At 70.4% G+C, this 19,272-nt stretch carries 19 protein-coding genes; 7 read left to right on the forward strand and 12 right to left on the reverse strand.

The features are described 5' to 3' along the window. Positions 1–1,695 carry a phosphoenolpyruvate--protein phosphotransferase gene (ptsP, locus tag H4Q84_RS04825; protein ID WP_248582275.1) on the reverse strand — a complete coding sequence of 565 codons (1,695 nt, stop codon included), beginning with the start codon at positions 1,693–1,695 and terminating at the stop codon, positions 1–3. A gap of 93 nt (positions 1,696–1,788) precedes the next feature. On the opposite strand from ptsP, the gene H4Q84_RS04830 reads away from it, so the two are divergent. Genes H4Q84_RS04830 through H4Q84_RS04845 form a run of 4 tightly spaced genes read left to right on the forward strand, consistent with a single transcriptional unit; the run spans position 1,789 to position 5,868 of the window. Then, positions 1,789–2,553 (forward strand): DeoR/GlpR family DNA-binding transcription regulator, encoded by a 765-nt coding sequence (locus H4Q84_RS04830; RefSeq protein WP_248582276.1) that lies wholly within the window; start codon positions 1,789–1,791, stop codon positions 2,551–2,553. After that, the gene (locus H4Q84_RS04835; protein ID WP_248582277.1) at positions 2,550–3,515 is read left to right on the forward strand and encodes a 1-phosphofructokinase; all 966 of its coding nucleotides are present in this window, start codon (positions 2,550–2,552) and stop codon (positions 3,513–3,515) included. Before H4Q84_RS04830 ends, H4Q84_RS04835 begins: the two co-directional genes overlap by 4 nt. Beyond that, positions 3,512–5,581, forward strand: a complete 2,070-nt coding sequence (locus H4Q84_RS04840) for a fructose-specific PTS transporter subunit EIIC (protein ID WP_248582278.1) — start codon at positions 3,512–3,514, stop codon at positions 5,579–5,581. Before H4Q84_RS04835 ends, H4Q84_RS04840 begins: the two co-directional genes overlap by 4 nt. 29 nt (positions 5,582–5,610) lie before the next feature. Continuing rightward, entirely contained in the window at positions 5,611–5,868 is a 258-nt protein-coding gene (locus H4Q84_RS04845; protein WP_248582279.1) for an HPr family phosphocarrier protein, read from the forward strand. Between the two features lie 6 nt (positions 5,869–5,874). Here the strand turns inward: H4Q84_RS04845 and H4Q84_RS04850 are convergent, their stop codons facing one another. The 6 genes from H4Q84_RS04850 to H4Q84_RS04875 form a co-directional block, all read right to left on the reverse strand. Then, the gene (locus tag H4Q84_RS04850) at positions 5,875–6,870 is read right to left on the reverse strand and encodes a hypothetical protein (protein WP_248582280.1); all 996 of its coding nucleotides are present in this window, start codon (positions 6,868–6,870) and stop codon (positions 5,875–5,877) included. Next, complete coding sequence (locus H4Q84_RS04855; RefSeq protein WP_248582281.1) at positions 6,863–7,810, reverse strand: bifunctional riboflavin kinase/FAD synthetase; 948 nt, start codon at positions 7,808–7,810, stop codon at positions 6,863–6,865. Before H4Q84_RS04855 ends, H4Q84_RS04850 begins: the two co-directional genes overlap by 8 nt. A gap of 10 nt (positions 7,811–7,820) precedes the next feature. Next, a complete protein-coding gene (truB, locus tag H4Q84_RS04860) occupies positions 7,821–8,699 on the reverse strand; it encodes a tRNA pseudouridine(55) synthase TruB (protein ID WP_248582282.1) in 879 nt (292 codons plus the stop codon). After that, positions 8,696–9,184: a 30S ribosome-binding factor RbfA gene (gene rbfA, locus H4Q84_RS04865; RefSeq protein ID WP_248582283.1), complete on the reverse strand. Its 489-nt coding sequence runs from the start codon at positions 9,182–9,184 to the stop codon at positions 8,696–8,698. The genes truB and rbfA overlap by 4 nt, the downstream gene beginning before the upstream one ends. A gap of 158 nt (positions 9,185–9,342) precedes the next feature. Beyond that, positions 9,343–12,225: a translation initiation factor IF-2 gene (gene infB, locus H4Q84_RS04870; RefSeq protein ID WP_248582284.1), complete on the reverse strand. Its 2,883-nt coding sequence runs from the start codon at positions 12,223–12,225 to the stop codon at positions 9,343–9,345. Between the two features lie 100 nt (positions 12,226–12,325). After that, positions 12,326–12,646 carry a YlxR family protein gene (locus H4Q84_RS04875; protein ID WP_349238407.1) on the reverse strand — a complete coding sequence of 107 codons (321 nt, stop codon included), beginning with the start codon at positions 12,644–12,646 and terminating at the stop codon, positions 12,326–12,328. Between the two features lie 83 nt (positions 12,647–12,729). On the opposite strand from H4Q84_RS04875, the gene H4Q84_RS04880 reads away from it, so the two are divergent. After that, complete coding sequence (locus tag H4Q84_RS04880; RefSeq protein ID WP_248582285.1) at positions 12,730–13,182, forward strand: GNAT family N-acetyltransferase; 453 nt, start codon at positions 12,730–12,732, stop codon at positions 13,180–13,182. A gap of 124 nt (positions 13,183–13,306) precedes the next feature. Here the strand turns inward: H4Q84_RS04880 and nusA are convergent, their stop codons facing one another. Together nusA and rimP are read right to left on the reverse strand one after the other, a co-directional pair. After that, positions 13,307–14,284, reverse strand: coding sequence for a transcription termination factor NusA (nusA, locus tag H4Q84_RS04885; RefSeq protein WP_248582286.1), 978 nt, complete (start codon positions 14,282–14,284; stop codon positions 13,307–13,309). Then, positions 14,284–14,760, reverse strand: a complete 477-nt coding sequence (gene rimP, locus H4Q84_RS04890) for a ribosome maturation factor RimP (RefSeq protein ID WP_248583611.1) — start codon at positions 14,758–14,760, stop codon at positions 14,284–14,286. The genes nusA and rimP overlap by 1 nt, the downstream gene beginning before the upstream one ends. Before the next feature lie 159 nt (positions 14,761–14,919). Here rimP and H4Q84_RS04895 point away from each other — a divergent pair, with 159 nt between their 5' ends. Both H4Q84_RS04895 and H4Q84_RS04900 read left to right on the forward strand, forming a co-directional pair. After that, positions 14,920–15,447, forward strand: a complete 528-nt coding sequence (locus H4Q84_RS04895) for a hypothetical protein (protein ID WP_248582287.1) — start codon at positions 14,920–14,922, stop codon at positions 15,445–15,447. Beyond that, positions 15,447–15,887 (forward strand): ferritin-like domain-containing protein, encoded by a 441-nt coding sequence (locus H4Q84_RS04900; RefSeq protein ID WP_248582288.1) that lies wholly within the window; start codon positions 15,447–15,449, stop codon positions 15,885–15,887. The genes H4Q84_RS04895 and H4Q84_RS04900 overlap by 1 nt, the downstream gene beginning before the upstream one ends. 41 nt (positions 15,888–15,928) lie before the next feature. Here H4Q84_RS04900 and H4Q84_RS04905 read toward each other — a convergent pair whose 3' ends face one another. The 3 genes from H4Q84_RS04905 to H4Q84_RS04915 all read right to left on the reverse strand — a co-directional run bounded on the left by H4Q84_RS04905 (position 15,929) and on the right by H4Q84_RS04915 (position 19,269). Beyond that, on the reverse strand, positions 15,929–16,870 hold the full coding sequence (locus tag H4Q84_RS04905) for a zinc metalloprotease (RefSeq protein ID WP_248582289.1): 942 nt from the start codon (positions 16,868–16,870) through the stop codon (positions 15,929–15,931). A 258-nt stretch (positions 16,871–17,128) separates the two neighbouring features. Next, on the reverse strand, positions 17,129–17,851 hold the full coding sequence (locus H4Q84_RS04910) for an HAD family hydrolase (RefSeq protein WP_248582290.1): 723 nt from the start codon (positions 17,849–17,851) through the stop codon (positions 17,129–17,131). After that, complete coding sequence (locus tag H4Q84_RS04915) at positions 17,848–19,269, reverse strand: amino acid permease (protein WP_248582291.1); 1,422 nt, start codon at positions 19,267–19,269, stop codon at positions 17,848–17,850. The genes H4Q84_RS04910 and H4Q84_RS04915 overlap by 4 nt, the downstream gene beginning before the upstream one ends. Positions 19,270–19,272 lie beyond the last annotated feature (3 nt).

Consider the following 19,272-nt stretch of genomic DNA (forward strand, 5'->3'; position numbering starts at 1 on the left):
TCAGCCGCTCAGCAACTCCCGCACCGCGGCGCGCGCGGCCATCGGGTCGCTGGCGGCCAGGGCGACCTCGGCGGCAGCTTCGCAGGTGTCCGAGGTGACGTTCGAGATCTGGGCCCCCACGGGACGTACGGCGCGCGCGGCCATCGACAGCGACGTCACGCCCATGCCGATCAGCGCCACCGCCAGCAACGGGTCGGCAGCGGCCTCGCCACACACTCCGACCGGCTTGCCGGCCTGCTTGCCCGCCTCGGCGGTGATGGCGATGAGCTGGAGCACGGCGGGTTGCCAGGGGTCGGTCAGGTGAGCGAGATCGGTGGCCATCCGGTCTGCGGCCATCGTGTACTGGGTGAGGTCGTTGGTGCCGATCGACAGGAAGTCGACCACCTCGAGCATCCGGTGGGCGAGCAGCGCGGCGCTGGGGATCTCGACCATCACACCCGGCTTGAGGCCGCGGGCGCGCACCTTCTCGGCGAAGTCGGACGCCTCTGCAACGGTGGCCACCATCGGCGCCATCACCCACGTCTCGGTGCCGGTGCGCTCGGCGGCGATCTTGATGCCGTCGAGCTGGCGGTCCATCAGGCCGGGGTTGTCGAACGACAGCCGCAGCCCGCGCACCCCGAGAGCAGGGTTCTCCTCGCCGTCGTGGGTCGCGAACGCGATCGGCTTGTCGGAACCTGCGTCGAGGGTGCGTACGACGACGACACGACCATCGGCGTACGGCGAGAGCACGTCGGAGTAGATGTCGGCCTGCTCCTCGGCACCGGGCTCGTCCTTGCGGTTGAGGAAGCAGAGCTCGGTGCGGAAGAGGCCGACACCCTGGACCGGCTCGGTGCCGGCCTGGGCGGCCGTGGGGCCGTCCGCGACGTTGGCGAGCAGCTTGACGGGCATGCCGTCGGACGTGGCCGCGGGACCGGCCCAGGCAGCCTGCGCCGCCCGAGCCTGGCGGCTCGCCTCCACTCGACCGGCAGCCTGGTCGGGATCGGCGCCGAGCTCGATCTCTCCGGTCTCCCCGTCGACGACCAGGAAGGTGCCGGTCACGAGGTCGGCGGCACCGGAAACCCCCACGACGCAAGGGATGCCGAGCTGCCGGGCGATGATCGCGGTGTGGCTGGTGGCGCCGCCACGCTCGGTGACGAGGGCGACGACCAGCTCGGGGTCGAGGCCCGCGGTGTCGGAGGGTGCGAGGTCCTCGGCGACGAGCACCGACGGCTCGGACGGGTCGGGCACACCGGGTGCGTGCTCGCCGACGATGTCGGCGACCAGGCGGCGCTCGATGTCTCGCAGGTCGGTGACCCGCTCGGCCATCAGCCCGCCCATCGTGGTGAAGACGCCGACGAACTTCTCGATGGCTGCCTGGACGGCCGCCACCAGGTCGGTGCCGCCGGCGATGTCCTTGCGCACCGCACTGCGCAACCCCTTGTCGCGGGCCAGACCGGCGCTGGCCGACAGCACCTCGGCCGCCACACCGGTCGCCTGCTCCGCCTTGCGGGTGAACTCGTCGGCCACCCGGCCGGCCGCGACGTCGTACGCCGCGAGGGCCGCGTCGTCGTCGGCGAAATCACCGCTGCCGAAGCGGGTGATGGCCTCGGGCGAGACCTCGCCACGCACGAGGAGGGCGGGTCCGGCCCCCACGCCGGGAACGACCGGGGTGCCGCGCAGGATGGCGTCGGCTGCTCTGCTCGAGGACACAGTCATGCGACACACCGTATTCCACTCAATGCTTGACAATCAACACATTCGGCTATAAAACAACACATACACAGATTTTCGATCGGGAGGCATCGCGCCGTGTACGCCGAAGAGCGACAGCAGTCCATTGCCCAGCTGGTCGGCCAGCAGGGTCGGCTTTCCGTGGCAGAGCTCGCGGACAAGTTCGGGGTGACCACCGAGACCGTCCGCCGCGACCTCTCCGCGCTCGATCGCATCGGCCTGGTCCGCAGGGTCCACGGCGGCGCGGTGCCGATGAGCGCGGTCACCGCGATCGAGTCAGGCCTCGGCGAGCGCGACCAGGCCAACACGTCCGCCAAGGACGCCATCGCGGCCGCGGCCGTGGCCCTCCTGCCGCCGCCCGGGTCGATGGTGATCATCGATGCCGGTACGACGACGGCCCGGCTGGCCTCCGTCCTCCCCCGCGACCACCGGCTGACCGTCGTGACCCATGCAGTCACCATCGCCACCCGACTGGCCGGGCTGCCGCACATCGAGCTCTACGTGCTGCCGGGCCGGGTGCGCCCGACCACGCACGCGGCAGTCGGCGCCGACACCGTCGCCGCGCTGGCCGACCTCCGTGCCGATGTCGCCTACGTCGCCACCAACGGCCTCAGCGACCACGGCCTGACCACCCCCGATCGCGACGAGGCGGCCACCAAGCGCGCCATCGTGGCCGCCGCGCGCCGCACGATCGTCGTCACCGACTCCAGCAAGATCGGCGTCGAGGCTCCGCTGCGGTTCGCCACGCTGAGCGACATCGACACGCTCGTCACCGACGCCGGCATCTCGTCGGCCGACCGCACGCTCATCGAGCGGGCCGGCGTCGAGGTGGTGGTCGCATGATCCTCACACTCACGCCCAACCCGAGTATCGACCGCACCATCGCCCTGGCCGGTGAGCTGGCGCGCGGCCAGGTGCAGCGCGTCGCGTCGGTCACCGCCCAGGGCGGCGGCAAGGGCGTCAACATCTCCCGGGCTTCCGTTGCCGCGGGCATCCCGACCGTGGCCGTGCTCCCTGCGGGGAAGGACGACCCGTTCGTCATCGAGCTGCTGACCGCCGGCATCGACTGCAAGCCGGTGCTTCCGGCCGGCGGCCTGCGCACCAACCTCACGATCACCGAGCCCGACGGCACCACGACCAAGCTCAACTCCCCCGGCGCCACCGTGGGCCGCCAGCACCTCGACGCCATGACCTCGACGCTGCTGGCCCGCGCGGCCACCAGCGACTGGACCGTGCTCGCCGGGTCTCTCGCGGACGGCACCCCCGACGACTTCTACGCCGATCTCGTACGCCGCCTCCACGACTGCCCGAGCAAGGTCGCCGTCGACACCAGCGATCGACCGCTTGCTGCCCTGGTCGACGCGCTGCCCGCCTCGGCGCCCGACCTGATGAAGCCCAACGGTGAAGAGCTCGCGTCGTTCAGCGGCGCCGACGCCGACACCCTCGAGTCCGACCCGGCCGCCACGGCTGCTGCCGCGCGCACCCTGATCGACCGCGGCGTCGGCGCGGTGCTGGCCACCCTCGGCGCCGGCGGCGCCGTACTCGTCACCGCCGATGGCGCCTGGCACGCGACGCCTCCGCCCACGACCGTCGTCAGCACCGTCGGTGCCGGCGACTCCAGCCTGTTCGGCTACATCCTCGGCGACATCCGCGGCCTCACTCCGCCCGAACGCCTCGCACTCGCAGTCGCCTACGGCAGCGCCGCCGCAGCACTGCCCGGCACCACCATCCCCGGTCCGGACGACGTACGACCCGCCCTGGTCGCCGTACGCCAGCTCGACCTCATCGCAAGGGAACTCACATGACCGAACTGATCACCACGGCGCTCGTCCGGCTCGATGCCGACCTGGGCGCCGACAAGATCGCCACCATCCGTGGCCTGGCCGGCATGGTCGCCCGGGCCGGCCGGGCCGACGACGTCGACGAGATCGTCAAGGACGCCCTGGCCCGCGAGGAGACCTCGGCCACCGGCCTGCCCGGCGGCATCGCGATCCCACACTGCCGCACCGGAGGAGTCAGCGAACCCACCCTGGCGTTCGCGCGCCTCTCCCCGCCGGTCGACTTCGGAGCCAAGGACGGCCCGGCCGACCTCGCCTTCCTCATCACCGCGCCGGCCGGAGGCGACCAGACCCACCTCCAGCTGCTCACCAAGCTGGCGCGGGCCTTGGTCAAGCCTGTCTTCACGGACTCGCTGCGCGCTGCGGAGACGCCGGAGGAGGTCGTCGAGCTGATCTCCGAAGTCGTCGGCACGCCGGCACCCGACCCCGCGGCCGCCACACCCGCACGCGCGGCAGCTCCGGCTGCCGAAGCGGCGCCGGTCGCCCCGACCGAGAAGCACAGCCTGGTCGCCGTCACCGCCTGCCCGACCGGCATCGCGCACACCTACATGGCCGCCGAGGCACTCGAGGCCGCAGCCGAGCGTGCCGGCGTGGCGCTCCAGGTCGAGACGCAGGGCTCGGCCGGCTCGACGCCTCTCGACCCGCAGGTCATCGCCAACGCCTCCGCCGTCATCTTCGCCGTCGACGTCGGCGTGCGCGACCGGGGCCGCTTCGGCGGCAAGCCGATGGTGTCCTCCGGCGTGAAGCGGCCCATCGACGACGCCGACGCGATGATCGCCGAAGCGCTGCGCTACGCCGACGACCCGCACGCCCCCCGCGTCGAGGGTTCCGCCCAGGCCGGTGACGGCGGCGGGGCCAGCGACTCGTTCGGCGCCACGGTGCGCCGGGTGCTGATGACCGGCGTCTCCTACATGATCCCGTTCGTCGCGGCCGGCGGCCTCCTGATCGCGCTGGCCTTCCTGCTGGGTGGCTACGAGATCGCGCTGAACACCGAGGACGGTGCCGGCGCGGCCGGCCAGATCGTGGCCGACTCGACACTGCTCAACCTGCCCGACGCCTCGAGCTTCGACCTGGCCGGTGACGCGACGCTTCCGAACGGCGCGCTGCTGACCTACCTCGGCGCCCTGCTGCTCACGCTCGGTGGCGCGGCGTTCGGGTTCCTCGTGCCGGCCCTGTCGGGCTACATCGCCTACGCCATCGCCGACCGTCCGGGCATCGCGCCGGGCTTCGTGATGGGCGCGATCGCGGTCACCCTCAACACCGGCTTCCTCGGCGGCATCGCCGGCGGCGTACTCGCTGGTCTTGTCGCCCACTGGATCGCGAGGTGGAAGGTCCCGACCTGGGCACGCGGCCTGATGCCGGTGCTCGTGATCCCGCTGCTGACCACGCTCGCCGTGGGTTTCGTGATGGTGGTCCTGCTCGGCCGACCGCTGAGCCACCTCACCGAGGCGCTCAGCGACGGGCTCAACAACATGGCCGACGACCCGGGCCTGGCCATCGTGCTCGGCGCCGTCCTCGGCCTGATGATGGCGTTCGACATGGGTGGACCGCTCAACAAGACCGCCTACGCGTTCGCCACGGCGGGCCTGGGTGCCGCCGCAACCGCTACCGACGCACCCGAGCTCAAGATCATGGCGTCGGTGATGCTCGCCGGCATGGTGCCGCCGATCGCGCTGGCCCTGGCCACCGTGGTGCGGCCCGGCCTGTTCAGCATCCCCGAGCGCGAGAACGGCAAGGCCGGCTGGGCGCTGGGGGCGTCGTTCATCACCGAGGGGGCCATCCCGTTCGCGGCCGCGGACCCGCTCCGCGTTATCCCCTCGATCATGCTCGGCAGTGCGGTGACAGGTGCTCTCTCGCAGGCCTTCGACGTGTCCCTGCGGGCACCGCACGGCGGCATCTTCGTGCTCTTCGCCGTCGACGGCATCCTCGGGTTCCTCGTCTCCCTGGTGGCCGGCGTGCTCGTGGCGTGCGCCGCGGTGATCGCCCTCAAGACGCTCAACAAGGCCAACAACACCGACCTCGTCACCGTCTGACCCGACCGAACACCACCCAAGGAGATCGCATGCCCAGCAAGACCGTTGTCGTCGGCTCCGCCGTCGGACTCCACGCCCGCCCCGCCGCGCTCATCGCGGCGGCGGCAGGCGAGCTCGACTCCGACGTCTTCCTCGCCGTACCCGGTGAGGAGTCGGTCGACGCCAGCTCGTCGCTGATGATCATGACACTGGGTGCCGGCAACGGTGACTCCGTCGAGGTCTCGGGTGACGACCAGGCCGCGGTCGACGCGATCGCCGCGCTGGTCGAGAAGGACCTCGACGCCTGACTCGGGCTACTGCGCGCGCTGCATGGCGCGGCAGACCTCCCGGGCACCCACGGCCCGCTCGAGCTCGTCGACGATCCCGGTGAAGAACTGCTTGCGGTACGTCTCGTCGGTCACGGCGTAGACGGTGAAGTAGAGGCCGGAGAACGCCGAGAGGAACGTCGCGACCTGCACCAGCTCGCGCGGGATGAGCAGCTGTCCAAGGAACGGGGTCGGGGGGTCACCGACCCAGGACTGGATGACCTCGGGATCCATGATCACCGCGCCGAACACCAGGAAGAAGCCGAACACAGTCAGTGACAGCAACAGCACCTGGATCACCTGGCTGACCAGCAGCACCAGCACCAGGTTGCCGCGCTCGAGTCGCACCATCGGCTCGTCGATGCCCGGGCCGTCGTCGAGGTCGGTCCAGGGCTCGAGCGGCGTGCCGGTGCACGCGCTGCCGACCCGCTCGCCGTCGAGGCGGTCGTCGATGCGGCCGACCTCCTCGGGCAGCCGGACGAGCAGAAAGATCGTCGCCACCGCACCGAAGAGCAGGACCGTCAGCCCCATCACTCCCCCGTCCAGCGTTTCGGCCACCATCCACACCTCGGTGTTGATGAACAGGAACGTCACGAAGAGCAGCAGCAGCGGCAGCGCCCGGGTGGCCAGTTGGAACAGCATCCCGAGGCTCCGGAACGTACGGCGCCCCGCCCAGAGCGCGATCGGGCCACCGCGCAGCGCCAGCAGCCCGTAGGCGAGGGCGAGCACGAGCAGGACCTGCGCCCCCGTGGAGATGCCGTAGGAGACGTCGTGGGACAGCTGGCCGGCGAGGATGCCGCTGCCCACCGAGACGACCAGGCCGGCGGCGCCGACGAGAATGAGCCGCGACCGCGTCAGTCGGCTGGCGACCTCTTCACGGACCTTATCGACGAAGTAGGGCAGACCGTTGTCCGCGAACCACTCCTCCGCAGCCAGCAGGTCGGCGGCCTCGGGGCGGCGCGCCCCGGCATCCCGCTCAGTCACCCAGGATCTCGCGGGCTCGGCGTACGTCGTCGTGCATCGTCTCGACGAGGGCCTCGACGCCCTCGAACTTCACCATGCCGCGCAGCCGCTCGACGAACGCGACCTCGACCTCGACGCCGTAGAGCTCGAGGTCGTCGCGGTCGAGCACGTAGGACTCGACGCGGCGGGCGCGCTCGCCGTCGAAGGTGGGGTTGGTGCCGACCGAGATGGCCGCCGGGTAGCGCTCACCGGTGTCGCGGCGGGTCAGCCAGCCGGCGTAGACGCCGTCGATCGGCCCAGCCTCGACGACCGACGTGGGCACGTTGGCGGTCGGGAAGCCGAGCTCTCGGCCGCGCTTGTCGCCCTCGACCACGACGCCCGTCACGGTGTAGGGACGGCCGAGCGCCTCCGCGGCGCCGGCCACGTCACCGGTCGCGAGACAGGTGCGCACGTAGGTGGACGACCAGACCTGCGGTCCCCCGTCGAGCTCGACACCGACCGCCTCGAAGCCGCGCTCCGCACCGGTCTCGCGCAGTAGTGCGACGTCTCCTGACGCCCGCGCCCCGAACCGGAAGTTGGCGCCGACGACGACCGCGCGTACGCCGAGTGCCTGCACCAGGACCCGGTCGATGAACTCCTGCGGTGACCATGCCGCCATCTCGCGGTCGAACGGCAGCACGAGCACCCCGTCGACACCGACCTCGGCCAGCAGGTCGACACGCGTCTCGATGCTAGTGAGCTGCTGGGGCGCGTGCTCGGGACGCAGCACCGACATCGGGTGCGGGTCGAACGTGACGGCCACCAACGGCAGCCCGATCTCGTCGGCCTTCGCGCGCGCCCGGCCGAGAACCACGCGGTGCCCCCGGTGCAGACCGTCGAAGTTGCCGATGACGACGGTAGTGGCGCCGAGGTCAGCGGGGATCTCGTCGAGGGATCGCCAGACAGGAAGACGAGGACTCACGGCGTGCAGCCTAGGCGACGAAGACCGCGACGGCCTTGGCCCGGTCACCAGCAGGTTCGTAGAGCGCCAGGAACTCGCCGTCGGGCGCGAAGACCGCACACAGGTCGGGCAGCTTTCGGTCCAGCGACCGGCCGACGCGCACATCGGCCGCTTCGGCGTCGTCGAGCACGACGCACGGGAAGGTTGCCCGGGCGGCGTCCTCGAGCGGCACGACCGCAAAGGACTCGGCGAGCTCTTCGAGCGTGTGTGCCACCGAGAGGTCGAACCCGCCGACGGCAGTACGCCGCAGCGCCGTCAGGTGGCCGCCGACCGCGAGCCGCTCCCCCAGGTCTCGCGCGATGGCGCGGATGTAGGTGCCGCTGCTGCATCGCACCGAGATCGTCACGTCGGTGCACGGCTCGCCAGGCACGGTCGAGACCTCGTGGACGACGAGCTCGTGGATGGTGACCGGCCGGGCCGGCAGCTCGACGTCCTCACCGTCGCGCACCCGCTGGTAGGCCCGCTTGCCGTCAACCTTGATCGCCGACACGGCGCTGGGCCGCTGCTCGATGTCGCCGACGAACTCCGCGAGCGCGGAACGCACCCGCGTCTCGTCGACCTGGCCGGCCGGCGCCTGCGCGACCACCTCGCCCTCGGCGTCGTCGGTCGTCGTGGTCACCCCGAGCCGAATCGTGGCGTCGTACGCCTTCTCGGTCAGCATCAGGTGACCGAGCAGCCGGGTGGCTCGGCCGACACCGAGCACCAGCACGCCGGTGGCCATCGGATCGAGGGTGCCGGCGTGGCCGACCTTGCGGGTCCCGGCCAGACGTCGTACGCGGGCGACCACGTCGTGCGAGGTCAGCCCGCCGGGCTTGTCGACGACGACGAGGCCGTTGGGCGCTTCGCTCACTTGTCTTGAGGACCCGACTCGTCGTCGGCTTCGTCCTCGGCAGGCAGGTCAGCGTCGTCGGCCTCGAGCTCGCGCGGCTTCTTGTACGGGTCGATCTCTCCTGCGTACGACGCCTTGGCCCGCTGAGCCGCCACCAGCTCGTCTGCGGCGCGGGCCGCCGCCAGGATGTCGTCGAGGTGGCGAGCGTTCTCGGGCAGCGCGTCGGGGATGAACTCCAGCGACGGCGCGTGCCGCATGCCGAGCTGCTTGGCGACCTCGGACCGGATCAGTCCCTTGGCCGACTCGAGCGCCGCAGCACTCTCCTCCCGCGACGACTCCTCGCCCAGGACGGTGTAGAAAACGCTCGCCTGCTGGGAGTCACCGGTGACCCGGACGTCGGTGATGGTCACGAACCCCAGCCGCGGATCCTTGATCCGTCGCTCGAGCATCTCCGCCACGATCACCTGGATCCGGTCGGCGATCTTGCGAACACGAGGGCTAGCCATATCTCTTTCCTCCTGCAGATGCACGGATCCCGCCCTCGGTCCGTGCTGGCCGCACGGGCGGGGGCGGGCGGCCGTGGTTGGGTCTGGCACCCGTGGAGCGAGGGACGAGCGGAACGGTTGGTAGGCCGCCCGCCCCCGCTCGGGAGGCCATCAGCGAATCATGCTCGCGGGATCTCGCGCATCTCGAACGACTCCACGAAGTCGCCGATCTTGATGTCCTGGAAGTTCTTCAGGACCAGACCACACTCGAAGCCCTCGCGGACCTCCGACGCGTCGTCCTTCTCGCGGCGCAGCGACGAGAGGTCGAGGTTGTCGGCCACGACCGCGCCATCACGCAGCACGCGCACCTTGGCGTTGCGGCGGATGACACCCGTGGTGACCATGCAGCCCGCGATGTTGCCGGACTTGGACGAGCGGAAGATCTCGCGGATCTCCGCCTGACCCAGGGTCGACTCCTCGTACTCGGGCTTGAGCATGCCCTTGAGTGCTGCCTCGATCTCCTCGATCGCCTGGTAGATGACCGAGTAGTAGCGAATCTCGACACCTTCCTTGTCCGCCATCTGGCCCGCCTTGCCCTGAGGCCGGACGTTGAAGCCGATGATGATGGCGTCGGAGGCGGCAGCGAGGTCGACGTTGGTCTCGGTGATCGCACCGACACCGCGGTCGATGACCCGGAGGCTGACCTCTTCGCCGACGTCGATCTGGGCCAGCGAGTCCTCGAGGGCCTCGACCGAACCGGACACGTCGCCCTTGAGGATGAGGTTGAGCTCCTGGCTCTCGCCCTTCTCCATGGAGGCCATGAAGTCCTCGAGAGTACGACGCACGCGGCGCTTGGCCTGCATGGCTGCACGCTCGCGGGCCTCACGCTTCTCGGCGATCTGGCGAGCCATCCGGTCGTCGTCGACCACGATGAAGGTCTGGCCGGCACCCGGTACGGCGGTGAGACCCAGGACCATCGCCGGACGCGACGGGTCGGCCTCGGTGATGTTGTCGCCGTGCTCGTCGAGCATGGCGCGCACCCGGCCGTAGCCGGCACCGGCGACGATCGAGTCACCCACGCGCAGGGTGCCGCGCTGGACCAGCACCGTGGCGACCGGACCGCGACCGCGGTCCAGGTGGCCTTCGATGACGAGACCCTGGGCGTCCTGGTCGGGGTTGGCCCGCAGGTCGAGCGACGCGTCGGCGGTCAGTACGACGGCCTCGAGCAGCTTGTCGAGGTTGAGCCCGGCCTTGGCCGAGACGTCGACGAACATCGCGTCGCCGCCGTACTCCTCGGGGATGAGGCCGTACTCGGTCAGCTGACCGCGCACCTTGGTCGGGTCGGCGTCTTCCTTGTCGATCTTGTTGACCGCGACCACGATCGGCACACCGGCCGCCTTGGCGTGGTTCAACGCCTCGACGGTCTGCGGCATCACACCGTCGTCGGCCGCCACCACGAGGATCGCGATGTCGGTCGCCTGTGCACCACGCGCACGCATGGCGGTGAACGCCTCGTGACCCGGGGTGTCGATGAAGGTGATGCGACGTTCGGTGCCGTCGACGTCGGTGCGGACCTGGTAGGCACCGATGTGCTGGGTGATGCCGCCGGCTTCCTTGTCGACCACGTTGGCGTCACGCAGCGCGTCGAGGAGCTTGGTCTTTCCGTGGTCGACGTGACCCATGACGGTGACGACCGGGGGCCTGATGGCCAGGTCACCCTCTTCGCCCTCGTCGGTGCCGAAGTCGATGTCGAACGACTCGAGCAGCTCGCGGTCCTCGTCCTCCGGGGAGACGACCTCGACGACGTAGTTGAGCTCCTCGCCGAGCAGCTCGAACGTCTCGTCGTTGACCGACTCGGTCGCGGTCACCATCTCGCCCAGGCTGAACAGCATCTGGACCAGGGCAGCCGCGTCGACGCCGATCTTGTCGGCGAAGTCGGTCAGGGACGAGCCACGAGCCAGCTTGATCGTCTCGCCGTCGCCCTTGCGGACACGCACGCCACCGATCGTCGGGGCCTGCATGGCCTCGAACTCCTGACGACGGGCACGCTTCGACTTGCGTCCTCGACGCGACGGGCCACCGGGGCGACCGAAGGCGCCCTGGGTCTGGCCACGCTGGCCGGGACGACCGCCACCGGGGCGACCGCCACCGCTGGGGCCGAAGCCGCCGGGACGACCGGGAGCACCACCGGGGGCGCCGCCGGGGCCACCGCGACCGGGAGCACCACCGGGGCCACCGCGACCGGGAGCACCACCGGGGCCACCGCGACCGGGAGCACCGCCAGGGCCGCCGCGGCCGGCAGGCGCACGCCCGCCGGGGCCGCCACCGAAGGCGGCTGGGGACTTGGGCATCATCGCCGGGTTGGGGCGCGGCATGCCCGGGCGGGCCGGGGCAGCGCCCTCACGCTGCGCCGGCGGGCGCGGCGGACGCTGGTCGTCGCCGGCTGCCGGAGCAACGGGCGGAGCCGCCGGACGGCGACCCATGCCCTGGCTGGGCGCGAACGGGTTGTTGCCGGGGCGCGGGGTGCCACCGGGCTTGCCGACCGGACGCGGGGCCGGCGTCTTCGGCGCGGCACCGTCGGTGCCGTCGGTGCCTTCGGTTGCGGGGGTCTCCGGAGCCGGGGCCTCGGCGACCTCGGCGGCCGGGGCCTCCGGGGTGGGCTCAGCGACCGGCGCTGCCTTCGGGCCGGGCTTCGGACCGGGGCGCGGCGCGGACGGTGCGCCGCTCGTGGCGACGTCAGCCGGGGCTGCGGCAGGAGTCTCGGTGAGCGCCGCGGCAGGTGCCTCGACGGGGGTCTCGGCCTCGGGGGTGGGCTCGGCCTTCTTGGCCGGCGCCTTGGTGGCCGCGGGCTTGGCGGGCTCCGCGGCGGGGGCGGCCGGGGCCGAGGCCGCGGAGGCCTTCAGCTCGTCGCCGTACTGCTTCTTGAAGCGCATCTCGACGGGAGGTTCGACCGTCGACGATGCCGACTTGACGAACTCCCCCATCTCCTTGAGCTTCTCGAGAACGAACTTGCTCTCGACGTTGAACTCTTTGGCGAGTTCGTGGACTCGGGTCTTGGCCACGTTGGAACGCTGCTCCTTCTGGTCCGAGCCCCAGAAGGAGGGGTGAATTTCGGACCGCTTAGTTGTGGTGCTGGCTCATCGGAAAGAACTCATCGAGTGCTCATGAGCTGCCTGCTCCAGTTTCTGGTCGGTCGATCACGGTGGGTAGTGACATGAGGTGGTCCCTCACCGGTGTGGTGGCCAGCCCCTCTCGCGCCCTGAGGGCCCGGGAGAATGCTCGCCGTCGCACCGCGAGTTCGAAACACTCGATCGTGGGGTGCAGGTGCGCTCCGCGACCGGGTGCGGTGCCTGCCGGATCGGGTACGGCGGCCGGCTGCCCGACCGTGTCCGTGCCGATGACGATGCGCACCAACTCGCTCTTGATGGCCCGCTCCCGACATCCGATGCACGTACGCACAGGGGTGTTGCGGGTGCCGACCACTACAACAACCCTACCGGGTCACCCCGTCAACGACGAACCGGCCGCGTCAACCTCTCGCCGAGGCATGCCGCAACAATGGCCTCGTGACCACCACCGCTGTCGTCCTACGTCCCGTCGCCGAGAACGACCGCGCAGCCTGGGAGCGGCTGTTCGCCGGATATCGGAACTTCTACAAGATGCCGGCCGACCCCGCCGTGCACGCGACCGTGTGGCGGTGGCTGCACGATCCCGACCACGAGGTCGACGGACTCGTGGCCGAGCTCGACGGCGAGATCGTCGGCTTCACCCACTACCGCCGCTTCACCCGCCCGTCCGAGGGTGACTACGCCACCTGGCTCGACGACCTCTTCACGACCCCGCAGGCCCGCGGGCACGGAGTCGCCCGGGCACTCATCGGTGCCGTCACTGAGATCGCGGCTGCCCGCGGCGACCGGGTCGTGAGCTGGATCACCGCGAGCGACAACGCCACCGCCCGACGCGTGTACGACGACCTGGCCGTCGCCACCAGGTGGGTCACGTACGAGCGCGCCACCTGAGGACGCTGCACGACCGACGGGTCGTCACCGCCCGCTCCCCCATGTAACGCGCCGTTACTACGACCACCGCGCCCATCGGTGGGCGCAGATGAGTGAGTAACGGGGCGTTACAAGGGCGCGGAGCTCACTCCGGGTCGGGTGCCTCGTCGCTGCGGATGTCGATGCGCCAGCCGGTGAGCCGGGCGGCGAGGCGGGCGTTCTGGCCCTCCTTGCCGATGGCCAGGGAGAGCTGGAAGTCGGGTACGACGACGCGCGCCGACCGCGCGGCGAGGTCGACGATCTCGACCTTCGTCACCCGGGCCGGTGACAGGGCGTGCGACACCATCTCGGCGGGGTCCTCGGACCAGTCGACGATGTCGATCTTCTCGCCGTGCAGCTCGGCCATCACGTTGCGCACCCGCTGGCCCATCGGCCCGATGCAGGCGCCCTTCGCGTTGACGCCCTGCGCGGTGGTGTGGACGGCGATCTTGGTGCGGTGGCCGGCCTCTCGGGCGATCGCGTGGATCTCGACGGTGCCGTCGGCGATCTCGGGCACCTCGAGGGCGAACAGCTTCTTCACCAGGTTGGGGTGGGTGCGCGACAGGGTGATCTGCGGACCACGCATGCCCTTGCGCACCGACACGACGATGCACTTGATGCGCGTGCCGTGGTCGTAGTTCTCGCCCGGCACCCGCTCACCGAGGGGCAGCAGTGCCTCGAGCTTGCCGAGGTCGACCATGACGTCGTCGGGGTTGCGCCCCTGCTGGATGACGCCGGAGATGATGTCGCCCTCCTTGCCGGAGAACTCGCCGAACCTGATGTCGTCCTCGGCGTCGCGCAGCCGCTGCAGCATGATCTGCTTGGCGGTCGTCGCGGCGATCCGGCCGAACCCGTCGGGGGTGTCGTCGAACTCCGGGCCCTTGACGCCGTCCTCGCCGGCCTCCCGGGCCAGCACGGTGACGTGGCCGTTCTTGCGGTCGAGCACGACTCGCGCCTGCTCCTGCGCTCCGGGCGTCTTGTGGTACGCCGTGAGCAGGGCCTGCTCGATCGCCTCGACGAGGACGTCGAAGGAGATCTCCTTCTCGCGTTCGAGCATCCGCAGGATGCTCAGGTCGATGTCCATCAGGCGTCGTCCTCTTCGGTCTCTTCGGCTTCGGGCAAGCTTCGCTTGCGGTTGAACTCGATCTGCACCAGAGCCTTCGCGACGTCGGCGTGGGCGACCTCGCGCTCGGCACCCTCCACGTCGAGCGTGGCCGTGGTCTCGGTGCTCGTCAGGATGCGGCCGCTGAACTCGCCACCCTCGACGAGGGTGATCTTCACGAGCCGGTCGGCGTTGCGGCGCCAGTGACGCGGCATGGTCAGCGGGCGGTCGACGCCTCGGGAGGTGACCTCGAGGGTGTAAGGCTGCTCGCCCATCACGTCGGACTCGTCGAGCACCCGTGACACCTCGCGAGTGGCATCGGCGACGTCGTCGAGCGTGACGCCACCGTCCTGGTCGACGGCCACGCGCAACATGCGTCGCTTGCCGGCGACGGACAGGTCGACGGCCTCGACATCGAGGCCGATGGCGGCGATGGGGTCGCGGAGCTCCGCTTCGATGCGATCACGGACGAGGTCTTGTCGTGCCTTGGCGGGGCTGGCTGCCCGCTCGCCAGAGCTGTCGATCGAGCTCACGGTTTTCGACCTCCTGTGCTGTTGTGTCCGACCACGATAGCGGCAATCCCCGGGCCGGCCGACGGCGGAGATAGGGTCGGCCGCGTGTTCCGCTCCGTACCCCCCACCAACCTCCGGCTGACCCGGCGCGCGCTTGCCGTCACGGTCTCCGGATCGGCACTCGCGCTCGCCGCCTGCGACCTCGACCCGCGGTCGACCGACGCCGGACCGGACGACGCCGAAGCACCCTCCGACCCCGACCTGATCGCCCTGGCAGACACCGTCGCGGCCACCACGGAGGCGGCGGCGCTCGTCGCAGCTACGACGGCCGCGCACCCCGATCTCATAGCCCGGCTCACCGGCTTCGGCGACCTGCATACCGTGCACCAGGCGGCTCTTGCCGGCGCGGTGGCCGAGCTGCGCGAACCCACCGCCTCCGCGACTCCCCCGGTCATCGCGCCCGCGCGTCCGCAGGCCCTCGCTGCCGTACGCCGCGCGGAGACGACCCTGGCCAGGCAGCTGGCCGGCCGTGCGCAGCGCGCCGAGAGCGGCACGTTCGCCCGGCTGCTGGCAGTGATGTCGGCCGCGGTGCAGCAGGAGCTCACCGCACTCGACCAGGAGCCGGCCGCCTGATGACCCTCCTCGACAGCCTCCAGACGACGCTCGCCGGCGAGCACGCCGCGGTCTACCTGTACGGCGTCCTCGGCGCGCAGACCTCGCAGTCGCTCGAACCCGCGCTGTACGAAGCTCTGGTCGAGGGCTACCGGCGCCATCGGGGCCACCGCGACCAGCTGACGGGATACGTCACCGAGGCCGGTGGCGTGCCGGTCGCAGCGGCGGGGGCGTACGCGCTGCCCGCGCAGCTGGCCAACGCCGACCAGGTACGCCGCAGCGCGATCGGTGTCGAGGAGTCCTGCGCCGCGACGTACTCCTCGCTTGTCGCCAACTCCGTGCGCGCCCAGCGCCGCTGGGCGATCATCGCCCTGACCGACGCGGCGGTGCGGCAGCTCTCGCTCGGCGGCGCGCCGCAGGAATTCCCCGGCGCTCCCGACCTGGTCCCGACGCCGAACTGACCCGCCCGAGGATCTCGGACGGGTCAGTCAGTGATGTCTGGTCAGGCGCGGTAGGCGGTGAACATCGACGACATCCGCGAGCTCTGCCCACCGGTGAACTCGGTGTAGCAGGTGTCGTAGCTGTAGTCCATGTAGTTGTGGATCGGGTCCAGGCCGGGCAGCGAGCAGGAGTCGCGGCCGGCCGGGCAGCCGCTGGAGGCGCTCCCCTGGGCCGGGGTGTCGCTCACCTCGTCGTTGGTGGCCGTGCAGCCGCCCTGGAACGTGTGGTAGAGCCCGAACCAGTGGCCGGCCTCGTGCGTGGCGGTCTCGCCGTAGTTGAAGTTGGTGGCCGAGCCGCCGGGCAGCGAGGTGTACTGCACGCGGATCCCGTCGATCGACGGCTGGCTCGCGTAGTCCCACGGGAACGTCGCGATGCCGAGGTAGCTGAAGTCGACCAGCCAGATGTTGAGGGCGTTCGCGCCACCCTTGCGGGTCTGCGACCGGTAGGTCGTCGACTGACGGTCCTTGTGCCACTGGTCGTTGTTGAAGCGGTCGGTGCCCGCCAGCGTGAACGTGAAGCCCGTGTTGGCCGCGGTCGACGACTCCTGACCGCCGAACGTCGTGTTGAGTACGGCGATCTGCTGGGCGATCTGCGTGTCTGTGACGTCACCGGCACCGGTCTTGCTGCGCATCACGTGCACGTAGACCGGGATCGACCCGCCGAACTGGGCGGGTCCCACCGTCGCCGACCCGGTCTTGTCCCGGAGGATCCGGGCGGTCTGCGCCTGGATCGCCTTCTGCTCGCTGACGGAGACGTCGCGGTGGTCGGTGCCGTAGCCACCGCGCGCCGACGACCCGACGTCGGTCTGGCAGGCGGCCACGTCGTTGGTGCCCAAGATGCGGGCCGAGGCGCTCTCGGTCATTCCTCCGAGAGCCAGGGTGCCGGTAAGCGCGACGCTGATGGCAGCGACCCGGCTCAGGGTACGAAAAGTGGGTGTGGTCACGAAGCTGTCCTCTCGTTCATGCGGGGGCAGGGGCGAGAACAGCAACGGTCCGCGTGCTCGGCCTTCTGGGACAGTCCCGAGATCTGCCCCAAAGTGGCGAGCACGCGGACCGTTTCGGGCTGGTCAGCGTCACCCCGGTGAGCGAGACTTCCTGCTCACATGCGAAATCATGCAGGACAGTGGCAAGAAGGGCGAGACTTTCACGACTGCATATTTACGCTGTGCGCAAACCTGCAGAAGTCGCGTCCTCGAAAGGGCTCAGGCCCAGCGCTCCACGATGCCGGCGATGTCTGCCAGTCGGTGCGCGACGGCGTCGGGCTCTCCTTCGGTGTGGCCGACCTGGCTGGCCGGGATGACGCTGTGCGGGATGTGGATCGTGCGCATCCCGGCGTTCGCCGCACCGTGGATGTCGTCGAAGAGCCGGTCCCCGACGTAGACACATCGGGCCGGGTCACTCGCGCCCACGGCGTCCATCGCGGCCCGGAAGGCGCGCTCGTCGGGCTTCGTCCAGTCGATCTCACTGGTGTAGACGTCGCCGTCGATGAGGTCGAGGACGCCGTCGCGCTCGAAGAAGCCGCGGTGCCAGGCACGGGGCCAGATCGTGTTGGAGAGTACGCCGACCGAGATGCCCCGCTCGCGCAGGGACCGCCACAACGGGCCGACGTCCGGGTCGGTCGTCGTGTGCGGCTCCCAGAACTCGAAGTAGCCGCTCAGTAGGTCGGGGTCGTGGGCGAGGCCGGCCTCGTCGAAGAGATCGGCGATCGTCGAGCTGAGCTGGTGGTCCCGGCTGCGGCCCCAGATGACGTCACCTGCCCGGTGCAGGAGACCGGCACGGTCGAGCCGGGCAGCCTCGTCGAGCGGCGTGCCGTCGACGGCCGGCACGGCCTGGGCGAGCGCGAGCGACTCGGCGTGGAAGTCGATGTCGTGCCACTTCGTGAGGGTGCCACCCCAGTCGAAGATGACGGCGTCGATCGCGCTCACTTCTCGACGACCTCCCGCGTGGCCAGCAGCGAGTGCTTTCGCGAGTAGGCGAAGTAGACGATGAGGCCGAGGACGAACCACACGGCGAACCGGAGCCAGGTCTCCCACGCGAGGAAGGAGATCAGCCAGAGGCTGAACCCGATGCCGATCAGCGGCACGATCGGCACGGCCGGGCAGCGGAAGCTGCGCGGCAGCTCGGGGCGGGCCTGGCGCAGCCGGATCACGGCGGCGCACACGACCACGAACGCCAGCAGGATGCCGATGTTGGTGAGCTCGGCAGCCTCGGCGATGGGCATCAGGCCGGCGATGGCGGCCGACAGGATGCCGGCGATCCAGGTGACCCGCACGGGTACGTGCCGCTTCGCGTCGGTCTTGGCGAACCACGCGGGCAGCAGGCCATCGCGGCTCATGGCGAACCACACCCGGGTCACGCCGAGCATGAACGTGAACATCACCGTCAAGATGCCGATGATGGCGCCGATCGCGATGATCGTGCCGATCCCGTCGAGGCCGACGCTCGCGAACGCCGAGGAGAACCCGGCGTCGGGGTCGATCTCACCGTAGTTCTGGATGCCGACGAGGGTCAGGCACGCCAGGAAGTAGAGCACCATCGAGATGGCCAGGCTGTACATGATCGCCTTCGGCATGTGCTTCTGTGCGTCCTTCGACTCCTCGGCGGCCGTCGACATCGCGTCGTACCCGAAGACGGCGAAGAAGACCGTGGCCGCACCGGTCATCGCTCCCCCGAAGCCGGCGGGCGCGAAGGGCGAGTAGTTGTCGGACTTGATGTGGAAGAAGCCGACGATGATGACGAGCAGCACGACCGCGACCTTGAGGCCGACCACCAGGGTCTCGACGCGGGCGGCGTTCTTCATGCCGAGCGTGAGCAGCCAGGCGATCAGCAGGCACAGCAGCATCGCGAAGAGGTCGACTCGGTGGCCGTCTCCGCTGCCCGGGGCGCCGAGCATCCACGTCGGCAGGTCGAGCCCGAACTGGTCGAGCAGGAACGAGAAGTAGCCGGAGATCCCGATGGCCACGACCGCGACGATGGCGACGTACTCGAGCAGCAGGTCCCAGCCGATGCACCAGCCGATGATCTCGCCGAGCACGGCGTAGCCGTAGGTGTAGGCCGAGCCGGCACGCGGGATCATGCCGGCGAACTCGGCGTACGAGAAGGCCGCCGCGGCGCTGGCGACGCCGGCGATCAGGAAGCTGAGCACGACCGCCGGGCCCACTCCCTTGCCGCCCTCGGCGCCGCTGGCGACGGCTCCGGCGAGCGAGAAGATGCCGGCGCCGATGATGCCGCCGACACCGATCGCGGTGAGCTGCCAGAGCCCGAGCGAGCGTACGAGTCCGTTGTCGTCGTCGACCTCGATGATCTGGTCGATCGGCTTCTTGCGCATGATTCCGAGTGACATGGC

The organism is Nocardioides sp. InS609-2 (genome assembly GCF_023208195.1).
In the GTDB taxonomy this organism is placed as follows: Bacteria; Actinomycetota; Actinomycetes; order Propionibacteriales; family Nocardioidaceae; genus Nocardioides.

Bases quoted from the DNA above. Each gene is read 5' to 3' on its own strand.
- rbfA (WP_248582283.1), bottom strand. From the start codon at position 9,184: ATGGCTAGCCCTCGTGTTCGCAAGATCGCCGACCGGATCCAGGTGATC.
- H4Q84_RS04835 (WP_248582277.1), top strand. From the start codon at position 2,550: ATGATCCTCACACTCACGCCCAACCCGAGTATCGACCGCACCATCGCC.
- H4Q84_RS04900 (WP_248582288.1), top strand. From the start codon at position 15,447: ATGACCCTCCTCGACAGCCTCCAGACGACGCTCGCCGGCGAGCACGCC.
- H4Q84_RS04915 (WP_248582291.1), bottom strand. From the start codon at position 19,269: ATGTCACTCGGAATCATGCGCAAGAAGCCGATCGACCAGATCATCGAG.
- nusA (WP_248582286.1), bottom strand. From the start codon at position 14,284: ATGGACATCGACCTGAGCATCCTGCGGATGCTCGAACGCGAGAAGGAG.
- H4Q84_RS04845 (WP_248582279.1), top strand. From the start codon at position 5,611: ATGCCCAGCAAGACCGTTGTCGTCGGCTCCGCCGTCGGACTCCACGCC.
- H4Q84_RS04840 (WP_248582278.1), top strand. From the start codon at position 3,512: ATGACCGAACTGATCACCACGGCGCTCGTCCGGCTCGATGCCGACCTG.
- ptsP (WP_248582275.1), bottom strand. From the start codon at position 1,695: ATGACTGTGTCCTCGAGCAGAGCAGCCGACGCCATCCTGCGCGGCACC.